The sequence below is a fragment of the Thermoactinomyces vulgaris genome (assembly GCF_003688725.1).
Taxonomy (GTDB): Bacteria; Bacillota; Bacilli; order Thermoactinomycetales; family Thermoactinomycetaceae; genus Thermoactinomyces; species Thermoactinomyces vulgaris.
The window spans coordinates 44770-61421 of sequence record NZ_REFP01000012.1; the positions used below are offsets into that span (position 1 = coordinate 44770).

Below are 16652 nucleotides of genomic sequence, written 5' to 3' on the forward strand. Positions count from 1 at the left end.
GTTCAAAGACACTTTCTGCAATTTAATACACTATCATAACGAAAATTTAGTGTCAATCTTTTCGTGAGCGGATAATGACATACCCTTTTTTCTTCCGGACCACATCCACATCTGCAAATAATTGTTCCAACTCTTTTTTGGCCGATTCCGCTCCCTGTTGCTTGCGGATGACGATCCACAAAGATCCCCCTGGATGAAGGGCAACAGACGCTTCTTTAAACAGACGGTAAATCGTTGATTTCCCCGCACGAATCGGCGGGTTTAACAAAATATGGTCAAATTTTCTGCCTTGCAATTGAGAGAACCCGTCGCTGACCAAAATTTCCACATGGTCATCCGCTTGATTCAAAGCTGCATTCGCTTTTGCCAGCTGAACAGCCCGTTCATTCACATCCACCATGGTCACTGCTACATCCGGAACCGTTTTGCTCACCGCAATTCCAACCGCTCCGTAGCCGCAGCCCAAATCAAGGACGGCGGATTCCGGTTCAATCTCGGCGCTTTCAATCAAAAGGCGGGTGCCAAAATCAATTCCCTTTTTCGAAAACACACCGGCATCCGTTTTAAACCGGAAAGATTCACCCGACAGAACGGCTTGGATTTCGCGCTCTTCACTTTTCGACTCAGGTTGACGGGAAAAATAGTGATCAGCCATGGATAACGGATCTCCTTTTTTGAAGAGAGGATCAGTCCTTCTCATCTCAAATTTCAGATCGTCTGCTTTAAAAAGAGAACCCGCCGACCGTATGACGACGGGTTAGCCGGATCCAAACGATTACTTAACTTCTACAGTAGCACCGGCTTCTTCGAGTTCTGCTTTGATTTTGTCTGCTTCTTCTTTGGAAACTCCTTCTTTGACCGGGGACGGAGCGTTGTCAACAAGTGCTTTTGCTTCTTTCAAGCCGAGGCCGGTAATACCGCGAACGGCTTTAATGACGTTGATTTTGGAGGAGCCTGCATTGGCAAGCACAACATCAAATTCAGTTTTTTCTTCAGCAGCATCCCCGCCGCCGGCAGCACCAGCCACTGCAACCGGAGCCGCAGCAGTTACACCGAATTCTTCTTCGATTGCTTTTACAAGATCGTTCAGTTCGAGAACGCTCATTTCTTTAATCGCTTGAATGATTTCTTCTTTAGACATAAAGGAAACCTCCTTGCATTCTGTTAGATATCAATAATTTTTTAAGCTTCGGCAGCTTCTCCATCTTTGTCAGCCACTGCTTTGACAGCCAGTGCAAAGTTGCGCACAGGCGCTTGCAACACGCTAAGCAACATGGAGAGCAAACCTTCGTAGGACGGCAGTTCTGCCAGTTCCTTGATTTCATCAAGGCTGACGGCTTTATCTTCCACCAAACCGCCTTTGATTTCCAGCTCCTTGTTCTCTTTGGCAAAGCCATGGAGAATTTTGGCCGGAGCCACTACATCTTCGTAGCTGAATGCAACTGCGGTTGGTCCGGTCAGATGCTCGGTCAGGTCGTTGGCGCCGACTTGTTCGCAAGCGCGGCGGGTCAGCGTATTTTTGAGCACCTTGAATTCAACGCCGGCTTCGCGCAACTGTTTGCGCAGCTCGTTCATTTGTTTTACATCCAAACCGCGATAGTCAGCTACAATGGTGCTTTTGCTCTTTTCCAGTTTTTCTGCGATTTCTGCGACAACTTGTTTTTTTCTTTCAATCGCTTTGGACACGCGGCACACCTCCTCATCAGGAGTTTTTAAAAATAGAAAAAGCCTCCGTAGACAGTCGAAGGCTTCCGTTACTCGTATGGATTCCGTGGAACACACCACATCCATGCATGTATCCTTACCTCGGTAGGATATTAAGCAGCAACTTCGGCACCTACTGTCTACGGTAAAAAGCTATATCCAATTATTGCGGATTCACCTCATCCGAAGCAGACACACTGCCACCGGCGAATCACATCATGACACGGATTATATCAGAAAAGTCATCACCGGGCAATACTTGTTCTCTTTATTGCCCCGTGCAAAAGATTTCCAGATGCAAAAATTAACGACCAACCAATTGTTGTGCGCTGACGGAAACGCCAGGTCCCATGGTCGAAGAAACGGTCACGCTCTTCATGTAGGTTCCTTTGGCAGCAGCCGGTTTGGCTTTCATCAAAGCGTCAGCCAACACTTGCAAGTTTTCACGCAATTGATCTGTCGTAAAGGAAACTTTACCGATCGCAGCGTGGACTATACCGGCTTTGTCGGCACGGTATTCAATTTTGCCGGCTTTGATTTCTTTTACGGCTTTCTCGATTTCAAAGGTAACCGTACCGGTTTTCGGGTTTGGCATTAATCCTTTCGGTCCCAGGATCCGTCCCAAACGACCGACTTGCCCCATCATGTCGGGAGTGGCCACAACCACGTCAAAATCAAGCCATCCTTGGCTGACTTTGTTGATCGTCTCTTCATCCCCGACATAATCGGCACCGGCAGCTTCAGCTTCTTTTGCTTTCTCCCCTTTGGCAAAGACGAGAACACGTTTGGTTTTCCCGGTACCATGCGGCAACACCACCGCACCTCTCACTTGCTGGTCAGCTTTTTTGGTGTCGATTCCCAAACGGAACGCTGCTTCAACCGTTTCATCAAATTTCGCAGTGGAAATTTCTTTCACAAGTTCCAATGCTTCTTGAGGGCTGTAGAGTTTTTCGCGGTCAACTTTTTTAAGCGCCTCAAGATATTTTTTGCCGTGTTTTGCCACGTTCATTTCCTCCTTTCGTGGTCTTAGCGGAAGATCCTCCCACAAGCTTCAAGCTGCTCGTGGCAGAGCAGCCCGGCTCTTCGCCCGATCAGTCTTCGATCTGAATGCCCATGCTTTTTGCCGTGCCTTCCACCATGCGCATGGCAGCTTCCACACTTGCGGCATTCAAATCGGGCATTTTCATTTCAGCGATCTCACGCACTTTATCCCGTTTAATGGTCGCTACTTTATTCCGGTTCGGTTCACCGGATCCGGATTCAATCCCGGCTGCTTTCTTCAAGAGAACGGCAGCTGGAGGAGTTTTGGTGATAAACGTAAAGGAACGGTCTTCATAAACCGTGATTTCAACCGGAATGATCAGTCCGGCCTGTTCAGCCGTGCGGGCATTGAACTCTTTACAAAATCCCATGATGTTCACACCAGCTTGACCCAATGCCGGACCTACAGGCGGTGCCGGATTGGCTTTCCCAGCCGGAATCTGCAGCTTGACCACTTTAATGACTTTTTTGGCCACGCGAATCCAACCTCCTTCAAACATGTGGTTTTCTCGGGTATTACCCTCCCACGGAAAGGCAAGCTCCCTTTCAGTCAGGCTTGCGCTCGCCCCAAAGATGGGGGTAACATACAACAAACAGTTATACTTTACCACACACAAAAAAGAAACGAAAGTTTTCGGTTCGCTAAATTTTTTCCACCTGGTCAAAATCCAGTTCAACCGGCGTCTCCCGGCCGAACATATTGACCATTACTTTGATTTTTGAACGGCTTGCATCAATTTCGTCAATTCTTCCGACAAAATTAGCGAACGGTCCTTCCTTCACTTTGACATTTTCGCCAATCGAAAAATCAACCGTCACCTTAGACTCTTCCATGCCCATTTGACGCAGGATGGCATCAACCTCATCCGGCATAAGGGGAGTTGGCTTGGACCCTGCCCCTGATGAACCCACGAATCCTGTCACTCCTGGTGTGTTTCGCACGACATACCACGAGTCGTCGGTCATAACCATCTCTACCAACACATAACCCGGAAAGACTTTTCGCATTACCGTTTTCTTTTTTCCGTCTTTGTGCTCGATTCCTTCTTCCATTGGTACAAGAACGCGGAAGATCTTATCTTGCATGTCCATGGAATGGACACGCTTTTCCAGGTTGGTTTTCACTTTGTTCTCGTAGCCGGAATACGTGTGAACCACATACCAATTTTTCTCCATTGCTCATCAGGGTTTGACCCCTGTCCCCCCCTTAAGAAATGACTGCTATTTAGTAATCAGTTTCACCAACTGATAAATCCCAGCATCCACGACAAAGAAAAAGACAGCCAAGAGTATCACAATCAGCAAAACCACAACGGTGTAGTTGAACATTTCCTGCCGGTTTGGCCAGCGAACTTTTTTCAGCTCCTGAATGCTTCCCCGGAAAAAGCCGGCTGTGCCGGAAACACTTTTCCGGACTCCACGTCTAAGGCCTTGAAAAGCAGCCATATTGTCACCCCCATCTTCTATCAAGCAGCTAAACCCTTATTACTTGGTTTCACGATGGATTTGATGCGAATTGCAACGCGGACAATATTTGCGTAATTCCATGCGATCCGGATGTTTGCTTTTGTTTTTGGTCAATGCATAGTTGCGTGAACGACATACGGTGCAAGCCAGTGTAATGTTCACCCGCATCTTCCGACACCTCCTCTTCATCAAGTCGCCGTTCAAACGGAAGGAAACGATAGAAAATACCCAAATTACATTATCACACTGGCTCCCTGCTGTCAATGTAAAGCCGTTTGTAAAACCATTATTGACATAAATTTCGCTCATCAAAAATCAGTTTATAAAAAAGAAACCGGCCGGGAATTTTTGAATACTTTGTTAAAAAGCAAGCAATCCGCATGATTTTCCATACATTTTTTCAAAACAAAAAGGAATCATGATGTTTTTTGTCGAATCCAAACAAAAGAACAGGTACGAAACCTGTTCTTTTGTGAACCGGTGCTTTTGTTAATCATAAAGAAAGTTCACGCACTTCAAGGTATCTCTCTAATTTCCGTTTCACTCTCTGCAAGGCGTTGTCGATCGACTTCACATGTCGATTTAAGTCGACCGCGATTTCCTGATAAGAACGTCCGTCCAGATACAACATCAATACTTTCCGTTCCAAATCACTAAGAATTTTCGCTATTTTATCTTCAATATCATTATATTCTTCCTGGCTGATGTAGATCTCCTCAGGGTTTGATAGACTTCCGGGGATTTTATCCAGCAACGTCCTGTCCGTATCGTCGTCGTAAGCAGGCTTGTCCAATGAAACATAAGAGTTGAGCGGAATGTGTTTTTGTCGGGTAGCCGTTTTGATCGCTGTGATGATCTGGCGCGTGATGCATAATTCGGCAAATGCTTTAAACGAAGCCAGCTTGTCCCCCTTAAAGTCCCGAATCGCTTTAAATAGTCCAATCATCCCCTCCTGCACGATATCTTCGTGATCGGCTCCGATGAGAAAATAGGATCTCGCTTTCGCTCTGACGAAATTTTTGTACTTATTAATCAAATATTCCAGAGCCTGATGATCTCCCACGCGTACGCCATAAACCAGCTCTTCGTCGGCCATGTTTTTGTAATCAGCATTTCTGTCGTAAGTGACAAAATTACTGGATTGAAGATTTACACTCACCGCTTTCCCTCCCGACCAAGTAGCCTATAAACCCTTATATTAACCCACAGTAATGTTATTATATCCGAAGTGAAACAAAAACGTCAAATTTTAACCTATTTTTTCCTTCTCCATTTTTCAAATATCTGTTTGAGATCGATACTTATTCTTTCTTCCAAGGTGTTTCTTTGCTTTTGTTGCCTCTCCCGTTTCAATTTTTTGTTTAATTTCTCTTTTGCGATCCGGATCTCCTCCAACAGCTCCCTGGAAGAGATGCGGTAGGCCCCTTGTCCGAAAACCATCCGTTGCTCCAGATAATCGGACGTTGCCACATAAATGGAGCGGTGCGGGCTTTTATGCTTCTTGACAAAGCGTTCGATAAACTCATCCGCGGTTTCATCGCGACGGGTATAGTAAACCAGAATTTTCTCCTCGTCGGTTTTCACGTCAATCCCTGGTGTGGAATGCGCATCAAACACAAGATGGACCTGCCGGCCGGTCATCGCCTGATATTCAGACAAATCGCGAATCAATTGAACCCGTTCCTCTTCAATCGAAACCGGATTCCAGTGCACCCCCGACTTGGCACCGATCACGTTATACCCATCCACCACCAGCCATTCTTCGTGCTTAACCATCATTCATCCGGCAGCGCATGACTTCATACATGAGAATCCCCGCCGCAACCGATGCATTTAACGATGAAACCTTCCCTCTCATCGGGAGCTTCACCAAAAAATCGCATTTCTTTTTCAACAACGTGTGAATCCCGCGCCCTTCATTCCCGATCACCACGGCAACCGGCATGTTGTAATCAATCCCGGTATACTCCTGTTCGGCCGATCCGTCGCTTCCGACGAGCCAAACTCCCCGTTCTTTCAATTCATCGGCAACACGATTCAAATTGGTCACCCGGACCACCGGCACATGTTGCACCGCACCGGCCGAGGTTTTTGCCACCACGGAAGTCACCCCTGCCGCCCTCCGCTTCGGAATGATGACGCCATGCGCCCCCGAAGCATCGGCTGAACGCAAAATCGATCCGAGGTTGTGGGGATCTTCAATACTGTCCAAAAGCAAAAAAAAGGGTGCCTCCTGTTTCTGCTCCGCCCGCTTAAAAAGGTCTTCCAGCGAAGCGTACTCAAAGGCAGCGACTTGGGCAACGACTCCTTGATGGTTATTCCCTTCCGCCAATTGGTCCAAACGGGAACGGGGCACCCATTGGTACGGAACATTTTGTTTTTTGGCGTGTTCAATGATCTCATTCACGCTGAATTTGTTGATATTTTTTGCCAAAAGAATTTTTTCCACCGGGCGCCCGGACTTCAATGTTTCCAAAACCGCGTGTTTCCCGTATATCCAGTCAATCATTTTCCTTGTACCCCTTTTCGACAATCTCTATCGCTGAATTCATCAATTCATGCAAACGTTGTTCATCTTTTTTCAAATACAGGTAGCCCATCAACGCTTCCAATCCGGTGCTTTGTCTGTAATCCGTCACCTTTGCGTTTTTGGGGACACTTCCTGACTTGGCATTGCGGCCGCGTCTTAAGATGTCCCGCTCTTCTTCCGTCAGATCGTTTTCAATCGCTTTGTACACTTTGGCTTGGGCCAAAGCAGACACAAATTTGGCCGCCTCTTTTTGCAAGTCCTGAGGCCGGGCAATGCCGCGGGCCACCAGGTGATGCCGGATAAATATCTCATACACGGCATCACCCAGATAAGCCAGCAACAAAGGATTATATTCCCGCGGTGTTTTTGTCAGCGGTTGAAGCATTCCGAATATATTTTCACTCATTTTCTTCTCCATCGAACTCCTTGTGGTGTATCTTCCAGCACAATCCCGCGGGCCAAAAGCTGGTCCCGGATTGCGTCAGCTTTTGCAAAATCCCGGGCTTTTCGCGCTTTTTGCCTTTCTTCGATCAAGGCTTCCAGCTCCTGCTCCAGGCGGTCTTCCGATTCGGTTGTGACCAGGCCCAGAATTTCTTCCCCATGCGTTTTCAGCCAATCCAAGATTCCTTGAACCGTTTCCTTGGACACGACCGGTTTCGCCACCGTTTCATTCGCCAGTTTGACCACTTCAAACAGCACACTGATGGCATTGGCTGTATTGAAATCATCGTTCATCTCGGCTTCAAACTGCTCTTTGTACCGTGACAGCTTCGCGGCCGTTTCCGGATCTTCCCCGCCGGGCATCGCCGAATCCAACCGGTGTTTTAAATTTTCCACCGCGGTTTGGATCCGTTCAATGCTTCCTTCCGCCTGTCTCATCACTTCATCGCTGAAGGAAATCGGATGCCGGTAATGGGCAGATAAAAGGAAATACCGGATCGCCTCCGGGGAATAGGTCTTACGCAATTCAACCACGCGTTTGACATTCCCGAGCGATTTCGACATCTTTTCATTTCCCATATTAATATACCCGTTATGCAGCCAATAACGCACAAATGTTTTGCCCGTCCATGCCTCGCTTTGTGCGATCTCGTTTTCGTGGTGGGGGAAGCAGAGATCCGCTCCGCCTGCATGGATGTCCAACGTGTCCCCCAGGTATTTGCGTGCCATTACGGAACATTCGATGTGCCAGCCGGGCCGCCCGCGTCCCCAAGGCGTTTCCCAGCTGATTTCCCCGGGCTTGGCGGCTTTCCACAATGCAAAATCCAACGGATGTTCCTTTTGTTCATTGATTTCAATCCTGGCCCCCGCCTTCAATTCTTCCAACGATTGATGGGACAGTTTTCCATAATCTTTTTTGCGCAAGGAGCGGAAGTAAACATCCCCGTTCTTTTCATAAGCATATCCTTTGTCAATCAGATCCCGAATCGCTTCAATCATCTCCGGAATATGCTCGGTTGCCCGCGGATGCACATCCGCCCGTTGCACCCCCAATGTATCCATGTCCTCAAAATAAGCTTGGATGTATTGTTCGGCAATTTCCGGGACCGGTTTTCCCGTTTCTTGGGAGGCCCGGATCAACTTGTCGTCGACATCGGTGAAATTCTGCACATAAGTCACACGATAACCCCGGGAGCGCAAATACCGCCGCACCACGTCAAAAAAGACAAAGACACGGGCGTTCCCGATATGAATAAAGTTATATACCGTCGGGCCGCACACATAGATGCGAACCTCATTATTTTGCACTTGAAGCATTTCTTTCTTTCTGGTCAGCGTGTTGTAAAGCTGTATTGTCATCGTCGGTTGTTCCTCCCTGATCCACTGGATTTTCCCTGCAGTTTAACTTCGCTTCCAACTCACTCAACCGGGCTTTTAACGCATCCATTTCAACATGCATGGATCGCAATGTTTCCGCAACCGGGTCGGGCAGGTTCACTTGATCCAAATCATCTTTCACCCTCACGCCGTCCTGAATCACTACCCGTCCCGGCACTCCGACAACGGTGGAATTGGGCGGCACATCCCGCAAGACCACCGAGCCGGCTCCGACTTTGGCAAAACGTCCGACACGAATGGAGCCCAAAACTTTCGCCCCTGACGCAATCATCACATGATCCTCGATCGTCGGATGCCGTTTTCCTTTTTCTTTGCCTGTTCCTCCCAATGTGACGCCCTGATAAATCGTCACATAGTCGCCAATTTCACATGTCTCTCCGATGACCACACCCATTCCGTGATCAATGAAGACCCCCCGGCCGATTTTGGCACCGGGATGAATCTCAATCCCGGTAAAAAAGCGGTTTAACTGAGATATTATACGCGCAATGAGCAACAAACGTTTTTTGTAGAACCAATGCGCCAACCGGTGAGCCCATAATGCATGCAATCCGGAATAAGTCAACACCACTTCCAAAGTGCTCCGAGCCGCCGGATCCCGGTCAAACACCGCTTGAATATCTGCCTGCAGAGTTTGGCGAATTCCATTTTTCTTACTCCACAGCATGTCAGGTTTCCCCCTCTTATCGCCGATTTGAAATAGGAAATAAAAAATCTCTGCAGCACGCAAGCTACAGAGACGGTATATCCGCGGTTCCACTCTGTTTGGGCCAACCAGGCCCCTCTTTTTCCCGATAACGGCGGGTGGCCGGATCCTCCTACTCCGGGCCGCATCCGTTTCAGAGGTCAGCTCCCGGGTGCATATCAGATGTTCAGGAATGGAGCTTCGCACCGGCCAGCTCCTCTCTGGAATCCCTTTAACATCTGACTCTCCCGATCACAGCCTTGTTACTCGTTTCTATCTATATTATTTTGGCGGCTTCACAAAACATTGTCAATGACTTGATGCAAACGTTTTATCACCCGGTCCCGGCCAATCAAAGAAAGGCTTCCGCGCAGATCGGGGCCGTGTTCCAAACCGGTGACGGCCACCCGGACCGGCATGAACAATTTTTTCCCTTTATAACCGGTTTCTTTTTGCACCTGTTTAAACATTTTCTTGATATCATCCGGTTCAAAGGACCCGCTTTGTTGAACTTGTTCCAAAAAGGCCTTCAAGACAGCGGGAACTTGCTCTTCCGCAAGCACTTGCCGGGCTTGTTCAGAGTAATTGATTTCATCTTGGAAGAACAAATCCGACAACTCAACAATTTCCGCCGCATACTCCATTTGCTCCTGATACAAAGCGACCAGGCGGGTCACCCAGGCTTTCTGTTCCTCATCGAGCGGCGTCCGGATGCGGCCAGCTTTTTCCAAGTGGGGAATGGCCAGCTCAACGACCCGTTCCAAGGATGCTTTTTTGATATATTGCCCGTTCATCCATTTTAATTTTCCGGTGTCAAAAATCGCCGGCGCTTTGGACACCCGCTCAAGCGAGAACACTTCTACCAGCTCTTGCGGTGTAAACATCTCTTCTTCCCCTTCCGGCGACCAACCCAAAAGCGAAATGAAGTTGACGATCGCCTCGGGTAAATAACCCAATTCCTTATACTGATCAATGAATTGGATGATGCTTTCATCCCGTTTGCTCATTTTCTTGCCTTCGCCGTTTAAAATGAGCGGAATATGGGCAAAGACCGGCGGCTTGAAACCAAGGGCTTCGTAAATCATGATTTGTTTCGGGGTGTTGGATAAATGCTCTTCCCCGCGGATCACATGGCTGATTTTCATCAAGGCATCATCGACAACCACGGCAAAATTGTAAGTGGGGCGTCCGTCCGGCCGGCGAATGACAAAATCCCCGATGCCGTCGGATTCGAATTTCACCGTTCCGCGAATTTCATCCTCGATGACAATGGTTTTTCCCTCCGGCACACGAAAGCGGACACTGGGAACCCGTCCCTCCGCTTCAAACTTCGCCCGCTGTTCCGGAGTCAAATCCCGGTCCCATCCGCTGTATTTGGGAACTTCTCCCCGGGCAATCTGCTCCTCGCGCTCTTTTTCCAGCTCTTCTTTGGTGGTATAGCTCAAATAAGCTTTCCCTTCTTTGAGAAGCTGATCAATGTACCGATTGTAAATTTCCGTTCTCTCCATGCAACGATAAGGCCCGTAAGGACCGCCGACATCCACGCCTTCGTCCCATTCGATGCCCAGCCATTTCAACATGGCCATCTGTTTTTCATCGGCGCCCTCCACGTTCCTTTCCGTGTCAGTATCTTCGATCCGGACGATAAAATCGCCACCATTGCGTTTGGCGTGCAAATAACTGAATAATGCCGTTCTTGCACCGCCGATATGCAGATGCCCCGTGGGGCTGGGTGCATAACGTGTGCGAACCCTGTCCATGTTTTACTCTCTCCTTTTATGCCAGATTCCATTCTTTATCGATTTTGCACAAGACAAACCACCGCCATGGATGCCATTCCTTCTTCGCGTCCGGTGAAACCCAGCTGCTCCGTGGTGGTGGCTTTCACATTCACCTGAGAGGTTTCCGCTTCCAAAATCTCCGCAATTCTTTGCGTCATTTGAGGAATGTACGGAGCCATCTTCGGTTTCTGGGCAATGATCACGGAATCAAGATTCCCCAATGCGTACCCCTTTTCTTTCACTTGCTTCCAGACCTCTTTTAACAACACCGCACTGTCGGCGTCTTTGTAAGCATCATCCGTATCCGGAAAGATTTTTCCGATATCCCCCATCCCTGCGGCACCCAAAATCGCATCCGTAATGGCATGCAATAAAACATCCGCATCCGAATGGCCCATCAACCCTTTTTCGTATGGAATGGTGATGCCGCCGACAATCAGCGGTCTTCCAACAGCAAACTGGTGAACGTCAAATCCTTGTCCAATGCGAATCATTTCTTCTTTCCCCTCATCTGATAAATCGCTTCTGCCAAATATAAATCATCAGGTGTGGTCAGCTTGATATTTGTATATTCCCCTTGAACCACACGCACATCCACGCCCATTTCTTCCACCAGCATGGAATCATCCGTCGCCACCGTTTCCCGTCCGGCAAAATGCTCATGCGCCGACAACAGGACCTCGCGCCGAAAAGCCTGAGGCGTTTGGACTGCCCACAGGCGCTTCCGGTCCGGGGTGTTTTCAACAATTCCCGCATCATCGACCACTTTGACCGTATCCTTCACCGGCACAGCCAATATGGCGGCTCCGTGCATGCGGGCTTCCTCCAACAAACGGGAAATCGCTTCATGACTGACAAAAGGACGGACCGCATCATGCACCATGACCCAGTCCGTCGAAATCTTCTTCAATCCCAGATAAACACTTTCTTGCCGTTCTTTTCCTCCGGGAACGACATGCGTCACTTTTTGAAGCCCCGCTCCCCTGATCATCTTTTGCGTCCGCCCGATCTCCTTTTGATCAGCGACAACCACCATCTCATCAATTTCGGGAAAAGATTCAAACAAGGCCAAAGTATGTATCAAGATGGGTTGACCGTGAAAGGTTAAAAACTGCTTCGGTTCACGGGCCCCCATTCTTTTTCCCAGTCCTGCGGCAGGAACCACAACTCCGACACTCAAGCACCTGTCTCCTTTCGCTTTGCAACAAAATATGCCCGTCCTTGGTTTAGAATATAAACCAATCACGGGCCTCAAGCAACGGCAATTTCATTTTTTCCTTAAAGATTTAAAAAGCCTACAACGCCTTTTCCAAAAGTTTCGGTTTGGCAAAAATCATCCGACCCGCAGATGTTTGCAACACACTGGTGACCAAAACATCAATCCGTTCCCCGATGTATTCACGCCCGCCTTCAATCACGATCATGGTTCCGTCATCCAAGTATGCCACGCCTTGACCATGTTCTTTCCCGTCTTTAATCACTTGAACATTGATTTCTTCCCCGGGCAACACAACGGGTTTCACGGCATTGGCCAAGTCATTGATGTTGAGCACGCTGACTCCTTGCAACTCACAAACTTTGTTCAAGTTGAAATCATTGGTGACCACTTTCCCCGACAAAACTTTGGCCAATTTGACCAGCTTGCTGTCCACTTCCTGAATTTCTTCAAAGTCGCCTTCATAAATCAGGACATCAACATCCAGCTCTTTTTGGATCTTGTTCAGGATATCCAATCCGCGACGTCCCCGGTTCCGTTTCAGCACATCGGATGAGTCGGCGATATGTTGCAGTTCTTCGAGCACAAAGCTCGGAATCACCAACGTCCCCTCCAAAAAGCCCGTACGGCAAATATCGGCAATGCGTCCGTCAATAATCACGCTGGTGTCCAAAATTTTATGCTCAACATAAGGCTTTTCTTCGTTTTTCTGTTTTCCTTCTTTATTTTGACGCCCAAGCGTAAAAACCGAGATCAGTTCATCCCGCTTTTTGTATCCCACCCTGAATCCAAGATAACCGAACAAACCGGAAAAGATAAAAGGCAACACACGGTTTACGCCCGGTATCGGCAGCTGTGCCAACGGTTGTTGAATTAAAAATGCAACAATCAATCCGAAAATTAAACCAAGAGCCCCGAAAAGTCCATCCGCAGCCGGTATTTTAACCAAACGTTCTTCGCTCCAGCGAATCCACTTCACCACATTATTCGACAACCAAAATGTTGCGACAAACATGATGATCGCTCCAAGAACCGCGCCAATATAATGCGGTCCCGGCACTTCGCCAAAATTCAGAGGAGACTCTTGAAGCAACCCGAAAAACTCAGGACCTAAATAATAGCCAGCGGATGCTCCGACCAAGGTGAAAGCAAGTTCGACAAAACGTTTTAACACGGGGCTTCACCTCCTCCCAAAACGATGCTCGTAATAATCATTATAGACATTCTGCAAAAATGAAAACCTGATATCAAAAATTTTTCTTATGACCTTTTTGTTACAACAGAAAATAGAAACGATTATGAGTCCTTATCGGAAAAGATGCCGTCAATCAACTCCATCGCCTTTTCCTCATTCATGTCTCTTGCCAGCACCAGTTCACTGATCAAAATCTGCCTGGCATTGTCCAACATTTTCCTCTCTCCGGTGGATAATCCTTTTTCTTCATCGCGGAGCATCAGCGAACAGACCACTTCTGCCACTTCATAAATGTCTCCGCTTTTGATTTTGTCCATATTGGCACGATAACGTCGGTTCCAATTGAGTGTATCATGGTTGTCCCTTTGCCTCATTTGTTTCAGCACTTTGTCAACGGTCGACTCATCGACCACTTCGCGCAAACCGATTTTCTCCACATTGCTCATGGGAACCATGACCTTCATATCTCCAATGGGCATCCTCATGACATAGTACTTCTTCCGCTCACCCAAGATCTCCTTCTCTTCAATCGATTCTATGACACCTGCACCATGCATGGGGTATACCACTTTATCGCCAACATTGAACAAAAGATCCACCTCCAGAGGCAATATCTGTTTCCAAGATATCACAAAACTTCAGCACAGTCAATAAAATAAAAATCATTATCTTAGCATACAAAACTGATTATCGTCAATCCCTTTTTCCATTTGTCCTGCTGTTCCGTCTTGTCAAAAAATTGACACTATAATTCCGCTCCCTATATAATAAAACTGACTTCCATTGCGACCACAAGGCTGATGACACAGGTCATCCCCCGAAGTCTTTCTATAAATCTGCCGTCTCTATACGAAAAAAAGAGGTGAAAGGCATGAGCGAAAACCCTTTTTCTTCCTTTCAGGAACAAGTCGATGAATTACTCATCCGGCATCGCAGTTTTTTAGATGTGACATCAAAATTTCAAGAATCCGGCACCCGGATCAACCGGTCTCTCACCAAAGCCGTCACCGAATGCGGATGCATCCGGATTGATGCACAGAAACAACCTTACCCCACCGATGCCCCCCGTGAAGAATGGAAAAATCACTTCAAAACGCATTTATCCGGCAGGTTGTGTGACCAATGCCTGGAAACCGTTCAGACCGAAATCGGAAAAAACCTCTTTTATCTCACTGCTTTATGCAATCTGTTGGAGATCTCCCTCCCCGAAGTGATGGAAAAGGAATCAAAAAAACTCACAACACTCGGAGTATTCAATCTCCGTTAATGATTCAAAGGAAAACAACCCTTTTAAAAAAGGGTTGTTTATTTTTCCTATTTCCACTCTTCAATCGCTTTTTCGCCATCTTCTTCACGTTTTAAACTCACGGCTTTTTTCACACCATACAAAGCATACAAAAACAAGGGAATAAACAGGACTTTTGGCAATTCGCGCGGGTATAACACGGCTGTCGCCGCAATCGCGATCAAAAAAAGCGGGGCCATCCATACGGCAGATTTCGGAATGCCCACCTTTTTAAACGTCGGATATTTGATTTGACTGACCATCAGGAAGGATAAGAAAAGCATGGCCACCATGAGGAAATACACATTGGGCACATGATTATGATACAAAGCCATGGTCGCAAGAATCCCGCCTGCGGCCGTGATCGGCAATCCGATGAAGTAGCCCGGTTCACCAGGATGTACGTTAAAGCGTGCCAACCTCAAAGCTCCGCAAATGGGGAATATGGCTGTCACCAACCAACCTTCCATCCCCATATGTTGAAATGAAGATACATACATGATGACTGCAGGAGCCACGCCAAATGAAATAACATCCGATAATGAGTCCAACTCTTTTCCAAATTCGCTTTGCGTATTCAGCATACGGGCCACCCGCCCGTCCAAGCCATCCAGAATCATTCCGAAAATCACCATGATCGCCGCATATTCCCACGAATCTTGAAATGCCAAAAGAATTGACACAATCCCGAGTAATAAGTTCCCAACCGTTAAACAACTAGGTAATGCTCTGGCAATCATAAAGGGAACCTCCTAATCAGAAATACCAAAACATCTTTCAAAGTTTTCTAATTTGATGTTCTTTGTAATTTTTTAAAGTGGTTTCATTATAGTCTAGGTTATTTATATATGTCTGTCAATAAATACTTGTTCCTGAATTCGCTTCAATCCTTCTTTGATCATCTTTGCGCGCACACTTCCGATTCCTTCGACCTCATCCAGTTCATCGATGGTTGCCACCATGATTCTCGATAAATTTTCAAAGCGCTCAACTAATTTATAAATCACATGGCTTGGCAGGCGCGGGATTTTATGAAGAATCCGGTATCCGCGCGGCAAAACGGCTTCCTCTTCAATGTTGACGGACGATGGATATCCCAAAATCCGCACCAGGTTGGCGTGTTCCAGCAAATCATCCGACGACAACTTCTGCAACTCTTGGAAAACCACTTCTGGAGAAACACACGGATCAATGCAATAGTCCTCAATCAACAACTTCGCTTCATCTTCCGTGTCAGCCACCAGTTCCTCCAATTGCATACTGACCAGTCGGCCTTCCGTTCCCAATTCATGAATATATGTTTCGATCTCGCGTTTGATTCTGAGCACCATTTCTACCCGTTGCAAAACCAGTGCCACTTCGCTCAAGGTGACCAACTCTTCAAACTCCAGCGCCGTCAGGTTCGTGGTGGTTTGATCCAAAACGGATTTGTATTTCTCCAAGGTTTGGATGGCTTGGTTGGCCTTGGTCAAAATCACTCCCATATCTTTCAGGGCGTAACGAAAGTTACCTTTATACAAAGTGATAATATTTCTGCGCTGGGATATTGAGACCACCAATTTCCCGGTCTGCCTAGCCGTTCGCTGCGCCGTGCGGTGACGGATGCCTGTTTCCGTGGAAGGGATTGCGGAATCAGGAACCAATTGTGCGTTTGCATACAATATCCTTTTCCCGTCGTTACTCAGAATAATCGCTCCGTCCATCTTGGCCAATTCATAAAGATAAGCGGGCGTAAACGGACAATCGATATGAAAACCCCCATCCACAATTTCGCGAACTCCCTCGTCATAGCCGATCACGATCAGAGCCCCTGTTTTAGCTCCCAAGACGTTGTCCAATCCTTCTCTCAAGGGAGTTCCCGGAGCGATCATTTGTAAAATACTACTGCTTCCTTGATGTCTGTCGTTTT

General features: G+C 47.4%; 22 protein-coding genes and 2 other annotated features. Of the genes, 1 reads left to right on the top strand and 21 read right to left on the bottom strand.

From position 1 onward, the window contains the following. Window positions 1–52: 52 nt before the first annotated feature. The 19 genes from ATH33_RS11645 to ATH33_RS11735 all read right to left on the bottom strand — a co-directional run bounded on the left by ATH33_RS11645 (window position 53) and on the right by ATH33_RS11735 (window position 14057). Complete coding sequence (locus ATH33_RS11645; RefSeq protein ID WP_037997022.1) at window positions 53–655, bottom strand: class I SAM-dependent methyltransferase; 603 nt, start codon at window positions 653–655, stop codon at window positions 53–55. A 120-nt stretch (window positions 656–775) separates the two neighbouring features. Beyond that, window positions 776–1141, bottom strand: coding sequence for a 50S ribosomal protein L7/L12 (gene rplL / locus ATH33_RS11650; RefSeq protein ID WP_037997021.1), 366 nt, complete (start codon window positions 1139–1141; stop codon window positions 776–778). A 41-nt stretch (window positions 1142–1182) separates the two neighbouring features. After that, window positions 1183–1686 carry a 50S ribosomal protein L10 gene (rplJ, locus tag ATH33_RS11655; protein ID WP_121874448.1) on the bottom strand — a complete coding sequence of 168 codons (504 nt, stop codon included), beginning with the start codon at window positions 1684–1686 and terminating at the stop codon, window positions 1183–1185. Window positions 1687–1712: 26 nt separating this feature from the next. Continuing rightward, window positions 1713–1868, bottom strand: a sequence feature (ribosomal protein L10 leader region). Window positions 1869–2008: 140 nt separating this feature from the next. Further along, window positions 2009–2707, bottom strand: a complete 699-nt coding sequence (rplA, locus tag ATH33_RS11660; RefSeq protein ID WP_037997019.1) for a 50S ribosomal protein L1 — start codon at window positions 2705–2707, stop codon at window positions 2009–2011. An 88-nt stretch (window positions 2708–2795) separates the two neighbouring features. Next, on the bottom strand, window positions 2796–3221 hold the full coding sequence (gene rplK / locus ATH33_RS11665; RefSeq protein ID WP_037997076.1) for a 50S ribosomal protein L11: 426 nt from the start codon (window positions 3219–3221) through the stop codon (window positions 2796–2798). Between the two features lie 166 nt (window positions 3222–3387). Continuing rightward, window positions 3388–3921 carry a transcription termination/antitermination protein NusG gene (gene nusG, locus ATH33_RS11670; protein ID WP_037997016.1) on the bottom strand — a complete coding sequence of 178 codons (534 nt, stop codon included), beginning with the start codon at window positions 3919–3921 and terminating at the stop codon, window positions 3388–3390. A 45-nt stretch (window positions 3922–3966) separates the two neighbouring features. After that, window positions 3967–4191, bottom strand: coding sequence for a preprotein translocase subunit SecE (secE, locus tag ATH33_RS11675; protein ID WP_037997014.1), 225 nt, complete (start codon window positions 4189–4191; stop codon window positions 3967–3969). Window positions 4192–4230: 39 nt separating this feature from the next. Next, entirely contained in the window at window positions 4231–4380 is a 150-nt protein-coding gene (rpmG, locus tag ATH33_RS11680; protein WP_037997011.1) for a 50S ribosomal protein L33, read from the bottom strand. 325 nt (window positions 4381–4705) lie between these two features. Beyond that, window positions 4706–5371, bottom strand: a complete 666-nt coding sequence (gene sigH, locus ATH33_RS11685) for an RNA polymerase sporulation sigma factor SigH (RefSeq protein WP_037997009.1) — start codon at window positions 5369–5371, stop codon at window positions 4706–4708. A gap of 95 nt (window positions 5372–5466) precedes the next feature. Next, window positions 5467–5988, bottom strand: a complete 522-nt coding sequence (locus ATH33_RS11690; protein ID WP_037997007.1) for an NYN domain-containing protein — start codon at window positions 5986–5988, stop codon at window positions 5467–5469. Beyond that, window positions 5981–6721: a 23S rRNA (guanosine(2251)-2'-O)-methyltransferase RlmB gene (gene rlmB / locus ATH33_RS11695; RefSeq protein WP_037997004.1), complete on the bottom strand. Its 741-nt coding sequence runs from the start codon at window positions 6719–6721 to the stop codon at window positions 5981–5983. The genes ATH33_RS11690 and rlmB overlap by 8 nt, the downstream gene beginning before the upstream one ends. After that, entirely contained in the window at window positions 6714–7148 is a 435-nt protein-coding gene (locus ATH33_RS11700) for a Mini-ribonuclease 3 (protein ID WP_231564633.1), read from the bottom strand. Before ATH33_RS11700 ends, rlmB begins: the two co-directional genes overlap by 8 nt. Further along, the gene (gene cysS / locus ATH33_RS11705) at window positions 7145–8542 is read right to left on the bottom strand and encodes a cysteine--tRNA ligase (RefSeq protein WP_037997003.1); all 1398 of its coding nucleotides are present in this window, start codon (window positions 8540–8542) and stop codon (window positions 7145–7147) included. The genes ATH33_RS11700 and cysS overlap by 4 nt, the downstream gene beginning before the upstream one ends. Next, window positions 8481–9248, bottom strand: coding sequence for a serine O-acetyltransferase (cysE, locus tag ATH33_RS11710; protein ID WP_206760047.1), 768 nt, complete (start codon window positions 9246–9248; stop codon window positions 8481–8483). The genes cysS and cysE overlap by 62 nt, the downstream gene beginning before the upstream one ends. A gap of 65 nt (window positions 9249–9313) precedes the next feature. Continuing rightward, window positions 9314–9531: a binding site (T-box leader), on the bottom strand. Between the two features lie 31 nt (window positions 9532–9562). Next, complete coding sequence (gene gltX, locus ATH33_RS11715) at window positions 9563–11026, bottom strand: glutamate--tRNA ligase (protein WP_037997000.1); 1464 nt, start codon at window positions 11024–11026, stop codon at window positions 9563–9565. A 35-nt stretch (window positions 11027–11061) separates the two neighbouring features. Then, window positions 11062–11541: a 2-C-methyl-D-erythritol 2,4-cyclodiphosphate synthase gene (ispF, locus tag ATH33_RS11720; protein WP_037996998.1), complete on the bottom strand. Its 480-nt coding sequence runs from the start codon at window positions 11539–11541 to the stop codon at window positions 11062–11064. Then, window positions 11538–12227, bottom strand: coding sequence for a 2-C-methyl-D-erythritol 4-phosphate cytidylyltransferase (gene ispD, locus ATH33_RS11725; protein WP_037996996.1), 690 nt, complete (start codon window positions 12225–12227; stop codon window positions 11538–11540). The genes ispF and ispD overlap by 4 nt, the downstream gene beginning before the upstream one ends. Window positions 12228–12342: 115 nt before the next feature. Next, a complete protein-coding gene (locus tag ATH33_RS11730; RefSeq protein ID WP_037996994.1) occupies window positions 12343–13437 on the bottom strand; it encodes a PIN/TRAM domain-containing protein in 1095 nt (364 codons plus the stop codon). Between the two features lie 122 nt (window positions 13438–13559). After that, window positions 13560–14057, bottom strand: coding sequence for a CarD family transcriptional regulator (locus ATH33_RS11735; RefSeq protein ID WP_231564634.1), 498 nt, complete (start codon window positions 14055–14057; stop codon window positions 13560–13562). Window positions 14058–14329: 272 nt separating this feature from the next. On the opposite strand from ATH33_RS11735, the gene ATH33_RS11740 reads away from it, so the two are divergent. Continuing rightward, the gene (locus ATH33_RS11740) at window positions 14330–14725 is read left to right on the top strand and encodes a nucleoside triphosphate pyrophosphohydrolase family protein (RefSeq protein ID WP_037996988.1); all 396 of its coding nucleotides are present in this window, start codon (window positions 14330–14332) and stop codon (window positions 14723–14725) included. Between the two features lie 47 nt (window positions 14726–14772). Here the strand turns inward: ATH33_RS11740 and pssA are convergent, their stop codons facing one another. Continuing rightward, window positions 14773–15483: a CDP-diacylglycerol--serine O-phosphatidyltransferase gene (gene pssA / locus ATH33_RS11745; RefSeq protein WP_121874449.1), complete on the bottom strand. Its 711-nt coding sequence runs from the start codon at window positions 15481–15483 to the stop codon at window positions 14773–14775. Window positions 15484–15585: 102 nt separating this feature from the next. Beyond that, complete coding sequence (disA, locus tag ATH33_RS11750) at window positions 15586–16614, bottom strand: DNA integrity scanning diadenylate cyclase DisA (RefSeq protein WP_049720835.1); 1029 nt, start codon at window positions 16612–16614, stop codon at window positions 15586–15588. Between the last annotated feature and the right edge of the window lie 38 nt (window positions 16615–16652).